Origin of the sequence: Saccharicrinis sp. 156, from assembly GCF_050589685.1 — a bacterium.
Lineage (GTDB): Bacteria > Bacteroidota > Bacteroidia > Bacteroidales > Marinilabiliaceae > Saccharicrinis.
This window is the reverse complement of sequence record NZ_JBNGOS010000033.1, coordinates 62,114-80,275: the sequence shown is the minus strand read 5'-3', so window position 1 is coordinate 80,275 and position 18,162 is coordinate 62,114. Positions and strand designations below refer to the sequence as shown.

Annotated in this window: 13 protein-coding genes; 6 read left to right on the top strand and 7 right to left on the bottom strand. The window is 38.3% G+C overall.

The window, feature by feature from the left end; all coding sequences use genetic code 11:
* Window positions 1–377: 377 nt before the first annotated feature.
* Window positions 378–1,100, bottom strand: coding sequence for a LytR/AlgR family response regulator transcription factor (locus tag ACRD64_RS18915; protein WP_430935030.1), 723 nt, complete (start codon window positions 1,098–1,100; stop codon window positions 378–380).
* Complete coding sequence (locus ACRD64_RS18910; protein ID WP_430935029.1) at window positions 1,090–2,157, bottom strand: sensor histidine kinase; 1,068 nt, start codon at window positions 2,155–2,157, stop codon at window positions 1,090–1,092. Before ACRD64_RS18910 ends, ACRD64_RS18915 begins: the two co-directional genes overlap by 11 nt.
* A 343-nt stretch (window positions 2,158–2,500) precedes the next feature.
* Between ACRD64_RS18910 and ACRD64_RS18905 the strand changes: the two genes are divergently transcribed.
* Entirely contained in the window at window positions 2,501–4,279 is a 1,779-nt protein-coding gene (locus ACRD64_RS18905; protein WP_430935028.1) for an SLC13 family permease, read from the top strand.
* Between the two features lie 60 nt (window positions 4,280–4,339).
* Here ACRD64_RS18905 and ACRD64_RS18900 read toward each other — a convergent pair whose 3' ends face one another.
* Both ACRD64_RS18900 and ACRD64_RS18895 read right to left on the bottom strand, forming a co-directional pair.
* Window positions 4,340–4,717: a RidA family protein gene (locus ACRD64_RS18900; protein WP_430935027.1), complete on the bottom strand. Its 378-nt coding sequence runs from the start codon at window positions 4,715–4,717 to the stop codon at window positions 4,340–4,342.
* A gap of 441 nt (window positions 4,718–5,158) precedes the next feature.
* Window positions 5,159–7,984 carry a putative LPS assembly protein LptD gene (locus tag ACRD64_RS18895; RefSeq protein ID WP_430935026.1) on the bottom strand — a complete coding sequence of 942 codons (2,826 nt, stop codon included), beginning with the start codon at window positions 7,982–7,984 and terminating at the stop codon, window positions 5,159–5,161.
* A gap of 418 nt (window positions 7,985–8,402) precedes the next feature.
* Here ACRD64_RS18895 and ACRD64_RS18890 point away from each other — a divergent pair, with 418 nt between their 5' ends.
* From ACRD64_RS18890 to ACRD64_RS18875, 4 genes are all read left to right on the top strand, one after another.
* Window positions 8,403–9,488, top strand: coding sequence for an N-acetylmuramoyl-L-alanine amidase family protein (locus ACRD64_RS18890; protein WP_430935025.1), 1,086 nt, complete (start codon window positions 8,403–8,405; stop codon window positions 9,486–9,488).
* An 84-nt stretch (window positions 9,489–9,572) separates the two neighbouring features.
* Window positions 9,573–10,568: a GntR family transcriptional regulator gene (locus tag ACRD64_RS18885; RefSeq protein ID WP_430935024.1), complete on the top strand. Its 996-nt coding sequence runs from the start codon at window positions 9,573–9,575 to the stop codon at window positions 10,566–10,568.
* A 205-nt stretch (window positions 10,569–10,773) separates the two neighbouring features.
* The gene (locus ACRD64_RS18880) at window positions 10,774–11,589 is read left to right on the top strand and encodes a mechanosensitive ion channel family protein (RefSeq protein WP_430935023.1); all 816 of its coding nucleotides are present in this window, start codon (window positions 10,774–10,776) and stop codon (window positions 11,587–11,589) included.
* A 431-nt stretch (window positions 11,590–12,020) separates the two neighbouring features.
* Window positions 12,021–12,902 (top strand): DUF3078 domain-containing protein, encoded by an 882-nt coding sequence (locus ACRD64_RS18875; RefSeq protein WP_430935022.1) that lies wholly within the window; start codon window positions 12,021–12,023, stop codon window positions 12,900–12,902.
* A 62-nt stretch (window positions 12,903–12,964) separates the two neighbouring features.
* On the opposite strand, the gene ACRD64_RS18870 is transcribed toward ACRD64_RS18875, so the two are convergent.
* A complete protein-coding gene (locus tag ACRD64_RS18870) occupies window positions 12,965–14,827 on the bottom strand; it encodes a sulfatase family protein (RefSeq protein WP_430935021.1) in 1,863 nt (620 codons plus the stop codon).
* Between the two features lie 335 nt (window positions 14,828–15,162).
* Here ACRD64_RS18870 and ACRD64_RS18865 point away from each other — a divergent pair, with 335 nt between their 5' ends.
* Window positions 15,163–15,996, top strand: a complete 834-nt coding sequence (locus tag ACRD64_RS18865; RefSeq protein WP_430935020.1) for a phosphatase PAP2 family protein — start codon at window positions 15,163–15,165, stop codon at window positions 15,994–15,996.
* Here ACRD64_RS18865 and ACRD64_RS18860 read toward each other — a convergent pair whose 3' ends face one another.
* Window positions 15,997–16,893, bottom strand: a complete 897-nt coding sequence (locus ACRD64_RS18860; protein ID WP_430935019.1) for a DMT family transporter — start codon at window positions 16,891–16,893, stop codon at window positions 15,997–15,999.
* A complete protein-coding gene (locus ACRD64_RS18855; protein WP_430935018.1) occupies window positions 16,894–17,997 on the bottom strand; it encodes a glycosyltransferase family 4 protein in 1,104 nt (367 codons plus the stop codon). It abuts the gene before it with no gap.
* Window positions 17,998–18,162 lie beyond the last annotated feature (165 nt).

Genomic DNA, 18,162 nt, shown 5'->3' with positions numbered 1-18,162 from the left:
ATAAACTTCCTCATTGGGGAAGTCCGTCTGTGTATGTGTTTTTGTACCAATAGGTTCCCTTAAGTTAACGGCTATGGTGGTTTCCCGGGAAGAGCCATTTTCTTCCAAATTGTTGCAGCTAAAGCAGATAAAGTGTAGCAGCGCAAGGAGACTTAATAACTAACCTATCCGTCTCTTTTTTGTTGATTTTAGGGTAGAAACTAATAGCCTTAAACTAAAATAATAAAGGAATTAGATAAATTAATTGTTAAAGATATAAAGTAAAAGAACGTAGACTTATGGTTATTTTTAACCCATGTGCCAGCAGTTTATAAAAACACTTGGGTGTTCAGTATTTAGGAATAAGTAGGTGTAATTTTTTTTGATCAGTTAATGTTTTACTTAATCATTTTTAAAAAATCTTCTTTATAGATATCTCCAATCGGAATCCACTGGTCGTTAATCACAATACGGTTTTTGGTAATGGATTTTATGTGATGAATAGAAACAATAAAAGATTTGTGAACTCGTGCAAAACCATGTTCTTGGATTGTGAGCATTATGTTTTTAAGTGTGTTGTGCGTGATAATCGGTTTTTTTGAATTAACTAAGTGAATTTTAATGTAATCTTTAAGTCCCTCAATGTATAATATGTCTCCAAAATTAACTTTACGATCTTTGTAATCAACCTTAATAAAAAAATAGTCCTGCTTTTGCACCTCCGTTTTTACCGGTGAATCTGCGGCTGTATTCTTGTTTTTTAATGCAAAGTAGTTAATGGCTTTGTTGGCCGCTTTTAAAAAACGTTCGAATGGAATGGGCTTAACCAAATAATCCACGGCATTCAGGTCAAATGCCTCAATGGCATACTCGGAGTAGGCAGTTGTAAAGATAAACATAGGTTTCGTCTCGATGCTATTGATAAAATCAAGACCGGTAACATTGGGCATGTGAATATCCAAAAACACAAGGTCAATCTCGTATTTGCGGAGGCAGTCAAAGGCTTCAAACGCCGAACTGCATTTGGCTTTCAGGTTTAAGAAAGGGATTTTTAAAACGTAATCCTCAATTAAATCCTGGGCTAAAGGCTCATCGTCAACAATAATACAATTAATGGTCATTTAAATACAATGTTAGTTTTACCATGAACTTTTTCTCGTTTTCACTGATGTTTAAGGTATAGCGATGTTTATATAAAAGTTCCAATCTTTTTTTAATATTGCTCAAACCAACACCCGACTGTTTAGATATTTTTTCTTTACGGCTGGATGTACTATTAATTACCAATAGAGTTATTTCGGTGTCTTCTATCGATATTTCAATATCAATAGAGCAATGGTTCGCATAATCTATACCATGTTTAAATGCATTTTCTATAAAGGGCAAAAAGATAAGCGGCTCTATTTTTTTGTTTCCTATTTTTCCTCTCACATAATAATCTATATCAACGCTTTTTGCTAAACGGATACGTTGCAAATCAATAAAATTCTGAACGTAGTTTACTTCATCCTTTAAAAACACCAGCTCCTTATCCGCTTCATAAATATTATAGCGCATTAATTCCGATAATTTTAATATCGTTTGCGGAGCTTTATCGGACTTAAGCTGTGCCAATGAATATATATTGTTTAAGGTATTAAAGAAAAAATGAGGGTCAATTTGTGATTTAAGATAGGACAGTTCTGCATTCAACTTTTCTTTTTTTATCTCATTTTTCTCTTTTTCATTGAGCAACCAACTGCCTGTTACACGTATACTCGTACCTATGCCAATTAATGCCAGGGCTACCACTAAAAAAATATTTCCTTTATCACGACGTATAAAGTGTCTGCGCAATTCATCTTCCGGTACTATATTATTTAATGGGTCAAAAAAACGCTGGTGCTCCGCAAAAGGGTGATTCGATTCAAGGTAACGGATTACCAATAACACAGAAACCAATAATACTATGAGTGAGGCGAAGTACAGAAAAAATTTCTTCTTAAACAGAAACAAAGGTACCAGTCCTGAATAATTAATATAAAAAATACTAATTATTGTCGCATTCATCGTGGCAAACTGCTTCATTGGAACCATTGCCAAATCAAAGTTGAAAAAGAACAATAAAGGGCTCGAAAATAGCAACAGCCAAAACAGGGCGTGGATTAACACGATGTATATATTTATCTTTTTGCGCACCAAGGTTTTATTTTAAATATTTTTATCCGCGATAAAAATATTCTTTTTTTTAGGTATTGGCTAATTATTTACTATCAACAAGCAGTTTTGTTCTGCAACCTAATACTTTTCTCCTATGAACTAACTTATGAAACGACCATGCAAATTTGATTATCCATATTTACGCACAGCGGATGATCAAAATTATTTGGGAGTTCCATCTGACAAATAAAAATAAATTTAAACATGAAAATTTGTTTTGAGCGATATGCATAACTTGTTCGTAAATTAGCGATATGCAAGACCTACATTTATAAGTATTTTTCTATTTTTGTGGGTTATTGGAGAAACTTTTAAAGACCTTATGCAGCATTTTGATGTAATCATTGTATTTGTCGTTCTGGCATTTATTTTAATATCTTTATATAGAGAGCTTTTGGGAGCAGCCTTTACTTTTTTTGTGGCGGTAATGGTCCTGGGTTTTTTTGGCGTATTAACACCAAGTGAGATATTGGCCGGGTTTGCAAACGAACAAATTGCGGTTATTATGATGTTGTTATTGTTGGGTGATGCCATTCGACAAATTTCGGTCATAGAGATATTCTTCAGTAGAATATTTCCGAGAACCAGCGGGTATAAGGGGTTTCTTTCCCGAATTATGTTTTGGATTGGAGGTTTTTCAGCTTTCCTGAATAATACGCCATTGGTTGCGGTAATGATGCCTTACGTGCACAACTGGAGCAAACGGAATAACATTTCGCCATCGAAGCTACTGTTACCATTGTCGTATGCGGCTATCCTTGGCGGGTGTGTAACCTTAATAGGTACCTCAACCAACCTGATTGTCAATGGGATGGTAATTGATCAGACCATATTTCCCGATATGGAACCTTTGCACATGTTCGATTTCTTTTGGGTAGGTTTTCCCATGCTGATCATTGGTTTTTTGTATTTGTTCTTTTTCGCCCACAAATTATTACCTGACAGAATTCCCTTGACCAAAGAAATTACCGAAAGCGAACGTAAATATTTAGTGGAGGCGGTTGTGCGAAAATCCTCTAAACTAATTGGTAAAACCATTGAAGAATCTGGATTAGGAAATGAAAAAGGACTGTTTCTGGCCGAGGTGGTCAGGGGCAAGTATACATTTCAGGTATTTGATAAAGATTTTATTCTGGAAGCAGGCGATTTGCTGCGTTTTGCGGGTGAGTCAGAGGATATTGCAAACCTGTTGTCGGATGGTAGCGGACTGACTTTGCCTACGGTAGGAATGATGAGCAAACTAAAAAGAGCAGATGTTGTTGAGATCGTCATTTCCCATAACTCCTCACTCATATCAAAAGAGGTGAAGGAGGTCAACTTTCGCGGCAAGTACGATTCGGTGCTTTTGGCCATGCATAGGAACGGGGAGCGCGTTATGGGAAAGTTGGAAGAGGTAAAACTGAAAGCAGGAGATGTTATTCTTCTGTTAGCGGGTGATGACTTTATGTCGCGTTCGCAGGATGACATAGATTTTTACCTGATATCGAAGGTGAAAGAAGTACGAAAACCCGAGCGTTATAAAATATGGACTTTGTTTGGCGGAACGTTATTGGCCATTTTCTTATCGGCCCTGAACCTGATCCCATTGTTTATGGGATTGCTGGTGGTATTGGTAGTTATTAATATATTAAAAGTGGTCAGCGCCAAGGATCTGCCTAAGAACATTGACTATAACCTTGCAGTGATTATTGCACTATCATTGGCCTTGGGAACGGCTATGATAAAGACCGGTGTGGCGGATATGATTGCTAATTTTCTGATATCTATATTCTTCCCTTTAGGGAAAATTGCAATATTGACGGGTATTTATTTGATAACAACAGTGTTGGCTGCTTATATCACAAACAAGGCTGCAGTCGCTATTGTATTCCCTATATCATTAACCGCAGCCCATACTTTAGGATTAAACCCATTGCCTTTTGCATTGGTAGTTTCGTTTGCGGCAGCGGCCAATTTCTTAACACCTATCGGTTATCAAACCAATATCATGGTTTACGGACCGGGAGGATATAATTTTAAAGACTTTTTTAGGGTAGGTTGGCCCTTGACCATTATTTATATGGTGGTTACTATTACTATTCTATACCTTATGTATTTTTAGATTGGCTATCAGGTATTAGCCAGTAGCTTCGTGCTAATGCCCAAAAGCCAATATTTTTTATTACTTCGCCGCAATAGTTTCAATCTCCACTTTTACACCAAGCGGAAGTTCTTTAACAGCAAAGGCTGCCCTGGCAGGAGGGTTTTCTTTATAGTAGCTACCATAAACCTCGTTCATCGCCTTAAAATCTCCCATGTCCGACAACAGACACGTTGATTTTACCACATCAGCAAAGGAATAGCCTGCCTGGGTTAGGATGGCTTCAATGTTTCTCATCACTTGTTCTGTTTGGGCTGTTATGCTTTCGGCTTCCACCTTTCCGGATTCGGGGTTGATGGGCACCTGACCGGAAATAAACAGCATCCCATTCATTTCAACGGCTTGGCTATACGGACCAATGGCCGCAGGGGCGTTTTTAGTATTGACAATTTTCTTCATTATTATTGATTTTTTACAAAGGTAGTTGATTTTAATAAATAAATACCGGGTTTATATCAGGGGGCAGGGAATTCGCCTTTAAACGCGGATTTTGTATTAGAGGTAGGGTATGACCATTTAAAATACCATAAAACAAGGAGTTGCAGAAACAACGCATAACTTTTACCGATTACTTTCGGGAGCACTGCTCTGGTGAGTTGAAGCAACTTAGTGAAATACCTTGTTTTAAAGTAATTTCAATGTGTAATAGAATTTCTAATGCATATTGGGGGTTAAACATTATTCCACCGCACACCTCTATACATCCGAAGGGTTGCGGAAGGTTTTAAAGAAAACCGTGCCCACGGCACCCATTTGGTAATTTAAGGATGCGGGAAGGCCATAAAACAGAAAAGCCTTCTAAAAAAAAGAACGTTTTGATTTATCTTTAATCATATCCTATCAAAAATAACTGGAGTTGTCTCTGGCGCTACTGCGTTTTTCGTATTTTAAATCCTGAAGTATAGAGGAATTAACACTGATGGAGAAAAAATAGGATTTGTATGTTCCAACCGGAACCAGGTTAAAGCTCATTCCCCAACAATGAAGATCCCTTGAAATCCTTAGGTTTGTATGCGATATTTCTTTGGTGTCAAAGTTGTATCCCGATGAAAATGAGAACTTCCATTTGGGGGTTAGCGAAAAATCCCCGTTGAGGTTTACGTCAGAGGTTATGGTACGTTTATACGCCATTTTTTCTTTGTTAAAATCCCCGTTTACCATCCTAAAGCTGTAGTTCAAAGAGAGGTTCCAGGGAAAGTCAAATTTGGTATATCCATCGTCTGTCATATGGGAGCTACCTCTTTCTGTACCTCTGGTATCTGCAAAAGCATCTTCAACCCTGTCGATTCGCTCTAACGGGTTGTCAAATTCCTCTTCCTCCGGAAACTCCCCTTCCCCCTCTTCTTCGGAAGTTGATTCTCCCCTGCGTTTTTCGAGCCATTTCTTTATTTTATCGGAGCCAATTGAAATACCGAAATTAAGATTGGCCGACTCCAACCGCATCAGTTTACCCGTAGCCTTGAAATGAGAGGTGTTGATCCGTATAGGCGATCCTGTTGAGCTTGTATCTAGCGCATACGGATCGAATGTAGCTCCGAAGTTAATGCTTGTTCCCAAAATTTTAGTACGACCGCTCATGCTGATTCGAGACCATTTTAAAGAATCGGCCATAAAATTGTGCGAGGTGGAAAAGTTAAGTCCCTCCAATATTTTTATTTTCTTAAAACCGGAGGTGTCGCGTTCGCTTTTAACCTTCATTTCAAGGGTGTTGCCCAATGACAAGCCCAGCGATCCGGATTTCCCTCTACCCGGTGTTCCATACAAGGCACCATCATAAAGCGAATAATCGTGCCTGATGATTGAGTCCTGGTCGGGATCATAGTACTCGAACCAATCGTAGTAGCCATATTTTTCATCCCCGAAATCGGGTCGGTACGATAAGCTGGCGGAGGGAGTCATTACATGACGTATTTTATCCACTTTATCGCCAAACAACTTTTTCCATGGTGTAAAAAACGAATAGAATTTAGTGGACGTACTCACCGAATAACTGTAGTCATATACCCTTTTAAAGCCTGTGGTGGTATCCGCAGTGACTATACTCTCCGAGTCCTCGTCCCACTCTTTTGATATGGATTTCGTGTACCATCTTTCCGTATAATTAAAGGAAGGGGTTAAGGTGAAATATTTCAGCATCTTTAAATTTAACGATACAGGCACACTATGTTTCATTCCATTCTGCCATTCACTGGGAAACGACTTATCGCCAAGTTCATACTCTTTGGCACTGATATAGTTTTTAACATTACCGGTATATGATAAACTCAGCTTTTCGTACCAAGCCTCATCGCTTCCGACCTTATTTTTCCTTTTAAAAGGAAATTTACGGTTCATGGTTAAGGTTAAGTCGGGTGTGGTAAAACTAACCGTGGTATCCCTTGTGTTTTGTGAGGCCAATAGGTTGGCAGAAAAATTAACGCCAGATTTCGGAAATCTTCTGCTATAAGAAATACTTGATCGTTTTGTGTTGGTTGCCAGCAAGGTAGCGTTGATGATACTGCTAACGTTGTTTCTGTCGTACGAACTGCTGGAATAGTTAACACTGGCAGAAAAGGTTTGATACGGATTGGCCTTTGCATCCTGCCGGTGCGACCATGAAAGGGAAAAGTCCTTTGATTTACTATAGTCGGGCAAATCCTTTTCGCCTGTAATATTAACAATGTAGTTTACGTTAATACTACCACTGTAAGAATAGCGTTTTTTATATTTTGATGCTAGTCGTGAACCCCATGAATTGTTTGCATATAAATCGCCGGTGACTGCCAAATCAAAATAATCGCTGGCCGCCCAGTAATATCCCCCGTCCCGTAAAAAAATCCCACGGGTTTCTTCCTCTCCGTACGAGGGCATGATAATGCCTGAACTGTAACTCGAGGTAGACGGGACAAAACCAAAGGGTATTCCAATGGGATAAATTGGGATATCCTCTACGACCAGATATGCGGGTCCGGTGATGATTTTTTTGCCGGGTATTACTTTTGCCTTGGTCATGTTAAGATAAAAGTGCGGATGCTCATGGTTATCACAAGTACTGTAATGACCGTTTTTTATCGAGAAGGAATCATCGGGTGACTTTTTTGCCAGGCTACTTACAACATATCCCTCACCTTGTTCGGTAACTACATGTTCAATCAAGGCTTTCTCGCTCTTAAAGTTGTACTTAATGGTTTTCATTTCGTACGAACCCTGTTTATCGGTAAAAACAGGCAAACCGGTAACAACGCCGGTTGTGTCCTCCAAACCGTAGGCATAGGTAAGGCTACTATCCAGGTCGAGTTCAATACAGGCCGCTGTTAAGGTAATGTCCAGGTATTTTACTTCGGCATCACCATATAAATAAACCTTTCTCGATTCTCCCTTTTCAATATTTCCGTTAGTTAATATAATGGAGTCTTTAGCGGTATAGGTAACTTCTGCATCAATGCCGAGTCCTCCAGGACGCTTACCGGACATTGTTGTGTCAGATGGAGCCACTATACTATCCGCCCGGAGAATAGGCCGCAGATCGCCTATTGCCGGATTTATGCTGTCCCGTGCCGCCAGTGCAGGTTCTCCAATATTTTGGCCAAATGATAATCGAAATAAAGAACAGAATACCACCAGGGTAGTCAAAGTCCGCAGGCAAGGCCTTAAACCTTGGTATAATTTGTGTTTAGAAACAATCAATGAATTAGCGATTATGTGATTCAAATTGGCACAAAAATAAATAAAAATTGATGACACTATTGGTTTATTTAATAAAATAAACCGGACACCCATACATTGTATTCTGTGGCTTTCGTTAAACAGTTTGACCGAAAACAAAAATGATACCATAAAACCATGGATAGTGTAGGGAAAATACAATTGTTGGCATAAAATCAGAAATAGTATTAACCGTATCATATCTAGATCCATAAAGAATTATTATGTAGATATCGGAAGGAATATCTATTTTTACGGTTATATTTAAGTTTAGAGGTAAATATTAGTTTATCTAATTGCTAATTTTATTGATGAGCCTAAAAGGATAATATATTAATTAAACTATTTTTGAGCCAGGTTAAATGATAAACCAACGTTGGCCATAAAATTAGGAGTTGAAATGAGATTATTAAATATTAGCATATTTACGATATTATTTTGGTTGTGTGCAATGGGAATTGAGGCGCAATCGACAGGAAAACTCAAGAAAGTTGTAATAGACGCGGGCCATGGAGGAAAAGATCCTGGCGCACATGGTAAGTTTTCAAAGGAAAAAGATGTTGTACTGGCTGTAGCCCTAAAATTGGGTAATTATATTGAGAAATATTTACCTGAAGTTGAAGTGGTGTATACGCGAAAGAAAGATGTGTTTATACCGTTGAACGAAAGGGCTGCCATTGCAAATAAGTCGGATGCTAATTTGTTTATTTCCATACATGCCAATTATATCAGTAACCCCAGAATTATTGGTACCGAAACTTTTGCGCTAGGTCTTCACAGAACAGATGATAACCTGGAAGTTGCAAAGAAAGAAAACTCGGTAATTACACTGGAGGATGATTATAGCATTACCTATGAAGATTTTGATCCCAATCTGGCGGAGTCCTACATAATATTTGAGTTGTACCAGAACATATATCTCGATCAGAGTTTGGAGATGGCGAGATTGGTGCAGGAACAATTCGGTAAAAGAGTGGGACGCAGAAACCGGGGAGTTAAGCAGGCCGGTTTTTTGGTGCTTAGGGAAATTGCCATGCCTGGAATACTGGTTGAATTAGGTTTTTTAAGCAACTCGAACGAAGAAAGGTACTTGTCGTCCAATGAAGGACAAGCCCTATTGGCATCGGGGATATTTAGAGCGTTCAGAGATTACAAGAAACAGTTTGATGCCAAGAACAACCTGGGTGTTCCAACCCAAATGAATGTGGTAAAAGAAGAAACTCCTGAAATTATTTACCGGATTCAAGTGGCATCCAGTAAAAAGAAAATAAAACCTGGCAGTTCCATTTATAGGAAATTCGATGATGTATTTGAGTATCAGGATGGTAATATGTATAAGTATGCCATCGGAAAATCAAATAGTTTTGATGAAATCAGCCAGGAAAATCTTGTCGTAAAGAAAAAAATTAAAGATTGTTTTGTTATTGCTTTCGAGGATGGTAAACGTATATCGGTATCGGAAGCGCGTAAAAAAACAAAGGAATAACTCAAGGGGTAAAAAACAACTTTAATCCGATGTGGGGGCATCGGTTGTATGTGAGATGGTGAGGCCATCATAAATAAAACGACCATGAGTAACTTTATTCCTAAAGTAGACAATAATTCAAGTGTGCCTAAGTTTTTGCAATTGGTACGCTCGTTTGAGGATGCGGTTAAAAGCAAGTTGCTGAATGTTGGCGAGCTTTTGCCATCCGTTAACGAACTGTGCAAAGAATGCGACCTGTCGAGAGATACCGTATTTAAAGCCTATACCGAGCTTAAAAACCGTAAATTGATTGAGTCGGTGCCCAATAAGGGCTATTATGTGGCCAGTACCACGCAAAACGTGTTTTTGTTTCTGGATACTTTTAAAGCCTACAAGGAGGTGTTGTACGGAGCATTCAGGAGTGCCTTACCAAACAGTTACAATGTGGATGTTCATTTTCACCACTATAACACCAGGGTTTTTGAGGATATCGTGTTAAATGCCATTGGTAAGTATAGCCATTACATTATCATGAATTTTGATGATAAGAAAGTAAAGGAAACGGTGTCAAAAATTGATCCTTCTAAATTGTTATGTATCGACTGGATTATCAATGTACCTGACAAATGTTCTTATCTCGGACAGGATTTTGGTGATCCGGTATTTGAAAATTTGGTTTTAATAAAAGACAAGCTAAAAAAATATAAGAAGCTGGTTTTTATTTATCCGGAGTTTACCAATCATCCAACCCAAACCATCACCGCTTTTGAAAAATTTTGTGCGGATCATGGTTTCGATTATAAAATAATATATCATGTTAAGGATATTGAAGTGATAAAAGGCGAACTGTATTTTACAGTGAGCGATAGGGTGATGGCAAAAATATTGGATTTTGCGCACGAACTGAATTACTCCACCGGAAGTGATATTGGAATTATTTCCTATAATGAAACACCCACCAAAAAATATATCAAAGACGGCATTACGGTTATATCTACCGATTTTGATAAGATCGGGACTAAAATGGCTGACTTTATCTTAAGCGGACAAAAAATCAGAGAATTTATCCCAACTAAGATGATTATCCGAAATTCTTTGTAAATTATACGGCAGAACTACTTTTCAGGAAAATTCCTATTGACTTTATAAGATTTTTGTTTGTAATTGGGCTTTGTAATAAACAAATGTGGCATTTGTGAGTTGTAAATAACGGAATTACAAGATTCGAATATTTAAATAAATTATTGTATGGTTTATAAGTTATACTTTTAATCCAATTCATGTTTAACCTAAATAAAATTAAAAGATGGAAGAAGTTATGGATTTTTTTAGGAATTCACAAGATGTGATTCTTGGTTATGCCGGACAGTTGGTGCTGGCCATATTAACGCTGATAATTGGTTTTTGGATAATCGGGAAGATTACCAAGGCCATGAAGAAAGGTTTTGCTAAAAGAGGTTATGATGAAACGCTGCAACCTTTTTTAATAGGGGTGTTCAACGCTTTGTTAAAAATAATGTTGGTGATCAGTGTGATGACCATGATCGGGATTCAGATGACCGCCTTTATTGCCGTTCTCGGTGCCGCAGGTCTGGCAGTGGGCATGGCTTTGTCGGGTACGCTACAGAATTTTGCAGGAGGGGTGATGTTACTAATTTTAAAACCCTTTAAAAAAGGTGATTTTATTGAGGCTCAGGGTTATGCCGGTGTTGTGGACGAGATTCAGATTTTTGTTACGAGACTTAAGACTGGGGACAACAGAAACATTTATATTCCCAATGGAGGCCTTTCAACGGCTAGTTTAGTTAATTTCTCGCAGGAAAGCACACGCAGGGTTGATTTTTCATTTGGCATTGGCTATTCGGATGATATCGCCAAAGCCAAAAAAGTAATTGCAGCGGTAATTGATGCCAGTGGTAAAGCACTAAGTGATCCTGCACCATTTATTGCGGTTGGTGAATTAGCAGATAGTTCAGTAAACATTACCACTAGGGTTTGGGTTAATGCGCCTGATTACTGGGGATTCTTTTTCTATATGAACGAAAATATTAAAAAGGAATTCGACAAACAGGGTATTTCCATTCCTTTCCCACAAACGGATGTGCATTTATTGAAGGAATAAACAAATTTTATTCTATGGTTTTGCAGGCTTTAGGTACGTGAGCAAAATTTATAATGCATTGTTATTTGACAATCAAGGGTGAAATACTTGATAATTAAGTTCAAAATAAATATTCATAAGTTTTGCCGAATAACCTGGACCAGCCAAAACCAAGGAAGGTTTTGGCTTGTTCAGGTTAGGTAGTTAAAGCTCATTTTTTTGTATTGAGGCAATGAATAAACCCGGATTATGCAATAGAGGTACGTAATGCGCATTTAAAATACCGTAAAACAAGGCGTTGCTGAAAAAATGGCACCAATGTGGTGAGTTGAACCAAGTTGGTGAAACGCTTTGTTTTGAAGTCGTTGAATCGCGTAACAGGATTTCTAATGCAAATTGCGGGATATTGGGCGTTTTAGTCAAACATTTACAAATTAAAACTAAACTATCAAATGACAAAGTATACACTAACAGCATTTTTATGCTTTCTAACGTGGGCTTCCTGGGCTCAGAAAGCGAAGAACGATTCGGTTAAAAACTGGAAGGCAGGGGCTACTACTTCCTTGAATTTTTCGCAGGTTTCGTTAACTAACTGGGCGGGGGGTGGAAACAACTCCATTGCAGCAACATTGCTGTTTAAAGGACATTTAAACCATAAAAAAGGTAAGTTAGCCTGGGATAATACCTTGGATGTGGGTTATGGGCTTACCAAAACGGGAGATTATAAAATGGCCAAATCGGAAGATAGGCTTCAGTTTACGACAAAGCTGGGTTATGAAAACGGTAATCACTGGTTTTATTCGGGCATGGCTGATTTTAAAACTCAGTTTGCAGATGGGTATAAAGATCCTTTGGTTCAGGCAACTAAAATATCCGAATTTATGGCGCCGGGTTATTTGCAGTTTTCCCTGGGTATGGATTATAAACCTTCCGATAATTTTTCATTGTTTATTTCGCCTATAGCATCAAAGATGACCTTTGTATTAAGTGATTCCTTATCGAATATTGGCGCTTTTGGCGTAGAAGAAGGAGATAAGACCAGGAGTGAATATGGTGCCTCCATCAAACTGTTGGCCCAAAAGAAAGAACTGATTAAAAACGTGAACGGATATACCCGTTTAGACCTTTTTTCAAATTATGAGAGGGCTCAAAATATTGATGTGGATTGGGAATTGGGTCTAGATATGAAAGTAAATAAATATTTGAGTGCGGTATTTAAAACCAATATCCTGTACGACGATGACGTAAGCTATGTAAATAACGACGGGGAAAGTGAAGGTCCGAAAATACAAGTTAAACAACTATTTGGAGCAGGATTAACTTATTCGTTCTAAAGAACAAAAAAAATCTCTTTACCAACAAAAAGCCCGGAGCATTGCTCCGGGCTTTTTGTTGATCAAGAAAGTATTTCAAGATACATTAAACGTTGTTGAACCAGCTTATCTTGCTGCGTAGCCACAGGGATTTTATCTAGTCTTAAATTGAATTTATACTTGTGAACACAATCTTTCATCAATACAATGGAGTTTAATATGAGCAATGCTTCGTTTGGATCAGCCGAAGTATAGAGTGCATGGGTCATTACCTCAACCGGATTTCCATAACCCGTCATACCCATAAATTCGGCAGCCCTCACCCGGTTCATCAACTGCTCATCGTATTGTGCTATGTTTTGGATGATGTTCGTAAACTCCTGCGCTTCTTTTTCAAACTTTGTTGAAACAATCAATGCCCAATACCTGCTTAACCAGTCTTCCGATTTTAGCAATTTCGCTAATTTCTCCTTCGCATCATTAAAACTAACTAGCTCCAGATTGGCGATATCGATATATTTCTGAATCTGCTCTTTATTCTTTTTACCAAAAGCAACCGGGTTTTCAAATGCGTTTTTAATCAGGTAAAATTCAGGATAAAAAGATAGATCGGGCATACTTTTTAGTTTGTTTGTAAGCAATGCCCGCATTTCCTGAAGTTTGTTTTTATGCGTTTCGTCGTTTATTAGGTTGACGGTCTCAAATGGGTCTGCCTCTATGTTGTATAGTGCTTCGGCTTGTTTTGTGTTAAAGAACTGGTCTTGTATCTGGTTCAGTTTTTCGTCTTCGTGCATCTGCGCCCATTCTTTGTAAGCCAATTGTTTATAACGATAGTTGTTCATCAAACCATCAAAATTAAAAGGCTGGAAATGACGGATATATTTATATTTCCCTTTTCTGATGGCCCTCACCATATCATATTTTTCGTCGAATCTATCCGCATAACTAAAAGTCTCGTCACGTTGACTTACCTCTTCAGCGGTAATGTTTTTTCCCAGGAAGGGTTTGCCATCAATTCCCTTAGGTATTTCAATACCGGCCAAATTAAGTATCGTAGCTCCAAAATCAATAAAGCTGACAAAACCATTGTTTTTGGTTCCCGGCTTTATATTTACCAGATGCTCGTATTTTTTTGGAATGTGAACAACTAATGGAACATGCAGTCCCGTCTCAAAAATATAACCCTTGCTACCCGGTAAAACACCACCGTGGTCGCCATAATAAAATATAAAAGTGTTTTCCAGCAAACTATCTTTTTTTAACTCATCAAGTATATCTCCCACTTCCTTGTCCATCTGCATTATTTTATCGCGATACCAGGCATTGGTATATTTCATCAGTTTAGTGTCCGGATGATTGGGTTGCACAAAACACTGGTCCGGGTCGGTCAGGGTGGACTTTGTATTAAAATCCTCCTCCGAAAAATGTACCCTGCTTTCATGAGTGGTGACAATATTCTGGATATAGAAAAACGGTTGTCCGGGTCTTCTGTTGCGCCAGTGTGCCTTTCTGCTGGAGTCATCCCAAACCGTGTCCGATTTAAAAATGTTGTAATCTTCTTTGTTATTGTTACCCGTATAATAACCTGCAGCTTTCAGGTAGGCCGGGTACATTTCAATACCTGACGGCATGGGAACCATTTCAATTTTGCGGTGGTAGTGCGATGCGATTCTTGGTCCGTAACAACCCGATATTAACGTTGATCGGGCGGCACTGCACACAGCGGCATTAGAAAACGCGTTGGTAAAAATAATGCCGTTATCAGCCAATGATTCAATGTTTGGAGTAGGAGCTCCGTGTTCATCGAAAATATCCATATAGTGTTTTGAATTATCTTCGGATGTGATCCATACAATGTTAGGTTGTTCAAGCTTGGGCTTTGGTTTTTCGCAAGCGATGAATGTGGTTGTTATTGCTAATAATAGCAGGAGTTTAGAGATATTCATTGATATTAAATTTTGATTTGTTTTGAATGGCCAAAGTAGGAAATTATACTTTTTAATAGGATGAATAAAATGAAGAATAAAGGGGGATAAATGATTATGTATTCAATTGGTAAAGTGTAAGGGTGAAAAATATACCCGCCGAATTGGTAATCCTTTACTTAAATGTCGAAACTTTATTGTTATATTAATGGAAAAGAAGCAATTTTGCAGACTTGAACATAAAAGAAGCACCCAAGGTTGTTGGGAAATAAAAACACAAGGGAATGATGGAGATAAGCTAGGAGGAATTCGTCTCTTATCTATTTTCTCTCCGTTTCTTTTCTAATTTTAAACAGATGAAGAATAGTTGTATTATAGTTGTATTGATTTGCGTACTCATCCAAAATATAAATTCTCAAAAAACAGAAAGAGATTCAACATCGATATATAAAATAAATAAGACCATTGAAATACCGGTAACTGTTGGCTTATTTGTTGGGAGTTATTTTGGGTTTAGGCATTTATCTGATAAAGGTGGGCTTTCTCAAGCTGAGGTAGAAGCATTGGATACAAAGGATATTTGGAGGTTCGATAGGTGGGCGGCCGAGCAGGATGCCTCACAACGTAACGATTTTCATAATTCTTCAGATGTGTTCCTAAACAGTTCTTTAGCTTTACCCATTATTTTAGGTCTGGATAAAGAAATCAGAAAGGATTGGTTTGATATATTGGTCATGTACACTGAGATGCATGGCGTTAATAACGCATTTTATGTGGCCGGGGCTTCCACTTTTAATAGAAAAAGACCTTTTATTTATAGTGATTTAGTGCCCATGGACGAGCGCACGGCACCGGAAACAGAAAACTCTTTTTTCAGCGGACATGCGTCCACCGCAGCAGCATCCGCATTTTTTGCTGCCAAGGTGTATAGCGATTACCATCCTGAGTTGGGTAACAAGAAATATTGGCTGTACGGTGCGGCGATGGTACCTCCCACACTGGTTGGATATTATAGAATTAAGGCGATGAAACATTTTCCTACGGATATTATTGTGGGTACTGCAATAGGGGCAGCTGTTGGTATTTTAGTGCCTCATTTTCATAAACGTAAAAAAGAAAGTAGTTTTTCCTGGTCGCCAGTTGCTGGAAGTTATATGACTGGAATAACAGCAAAATATACTTTTAAGTAGTTAGAATATAAAAAACATAACCACACCTGCAAAAGCGACCACGGCACCAGCAATTTCCTTGGGTGTAATTTTCTCCTTAAATACAATTACAGCGGGAGCAATAATTAATACGGGAACTATAGCCATAATGGTTGAAGCTATGCCTGTTGTGGTGTGTTGAATGGCCAATAAGGACAAGGAGACACCCAAAAAAGGACCGAATACAGCACCAATTGATATACTTGCCATGGCTCTTTTGTTAGTAACAGCAGAAAATACGCTTTTCCATTTTCCCAGCGCAAAAAACAAAATAGCAAACCCTATAATTCCGGCTAAAATTCTTATTTGGGTAGATAGGAAGGGATCATAATCTTTCATGCCCAGTTTGGAGAAAACCAAGCCCAGTCCCTGACCAACTGCGCCGCCAAAAGCCAGTAATATACCTTTGACAGGGTATCGGATTTTTACAGCTCTTGAGTTTGTTTCCTTTGCCATTATAACCAAGGCAATTCCAATAATGGTTACCGTCATCCCAATTAATCCTGAAACAGACATCTGCTCATTGAGGATTATCCAGCCGAAAAATGCGGCGATGGGAGGGGTAAGCGCCATTATAAGCATGGAAACCCGTGCGCCAACAACAACAAAAGCCTGAAAAAGCAGCAAGTCGCCAATGACGAAACCTATAATTCCACTGATTGCAAGCCATCCCCATGCATTAAGCGAGGCATCCGAGGCAACAAAAAGCCCAGACCGCACAAAGGAAAAAATTCCAATTAAAAAAAAGGCAATAACCAGGCGAATAAGATTGACCGGTAAGGATCCAACTTTTTTTCCGGCAGATTCAAACGCCAACGAGGTTATGGTCCAGCATATGGCTGTCGCTAATGATACAAGCTCTCCGAGTATATTACCCATCTATAAAGGTTTTTTATACCTTGATTTCAGAATTTTTTTCTTTTTTCTTTGAATGAAAAGTGCAGGTAGATATGCACACGTCATACCCAATGCTAAAAGAAGCATACTCAGTTTAATGGTGCCAAAGTTACGCAAGGTAAAAGCCAGAAGCACGAAACCGATATTTACCAAACCAATGATTAATGAGGTTTGTAAATGCGTAAATCCAAGGGTCAACATTCTGTGATGGATGTGGTTTTTATCGGCGGCAAAAGGAGAATTTCCTTTTGAGATTCTAAAAATAAATACACGCAAAGTATCAATAACCGGAACTATCAATATTCCCAAAACCACGGCAGGAGCCGAATCCATGGAATATTTTAAGTTTCCGGCATTGGATGGAACATTAAATTCGGCAAACTTAATAGCCACCACCGCCAACAAGAAGCCTAACAGCAACGATCCGGTATCGCCCATAAAAATCTTTTGTTGTTTAGAGAAAACGTTATAGTAGGAGAAGGCCAACAATGCACCTATCAAGGCCGCAGAGAATACGGGAATATGATAATTACCGTTAATGTAAAACCAAATTGAGAAAGCAGACATGGATATTATACCGGTTATAGATGCCAATCCGTCTACGCCATCAATGAGATTAAAGCCGTTTAAAATAAAAACAAATAAAAGAAGTGTTATGGTAAAACTTGCCAAGTAGTTTGGTTCAAGCCCCAATAAACCGTGAAAAGAAGTTATTCTGAGATCACCCCAGCCTATGATTATAAATGCGGCCAGTATTTGTCCGAAAAGCTTCACCATAGGTGCGGTAATCATGATGTCATCTTTAATTCCAATGGAAAAGATGATTAAAAGTGCCGGAATCAAAAAAGGTATCTGGGTGAAACTGAACCAATCAGAGAATAGGGAATACGTGAATAAAAAGCTTAAAAAAATGGCTAAACCACCCAGGGTAGGGATTTTTATTTTATGAACTGTTCTTTTGTTGGGTTCGTCATATAGGTTTTTAGATTCAGCTACGCGCAATATGGTTGGAATAGACAGAAATACCAACAAAAAAGATAGCAGTCCTGCAAATGGAATTAGCAGTTTAATCAAATATTCACTCATGGCTTAAATAAATGTGGCGTAAAAGTATAAAAAAAACTGGTTAAGCCTTTTTTATGCTTAATAAATACGAAATAGATATGTGTTTAGATAAGTTGCGGTGATAATGGTTTAAACAAATCCCATGTGCGCTGGATGAAATTTAAGGCCTGGATTGCATTCTTCATA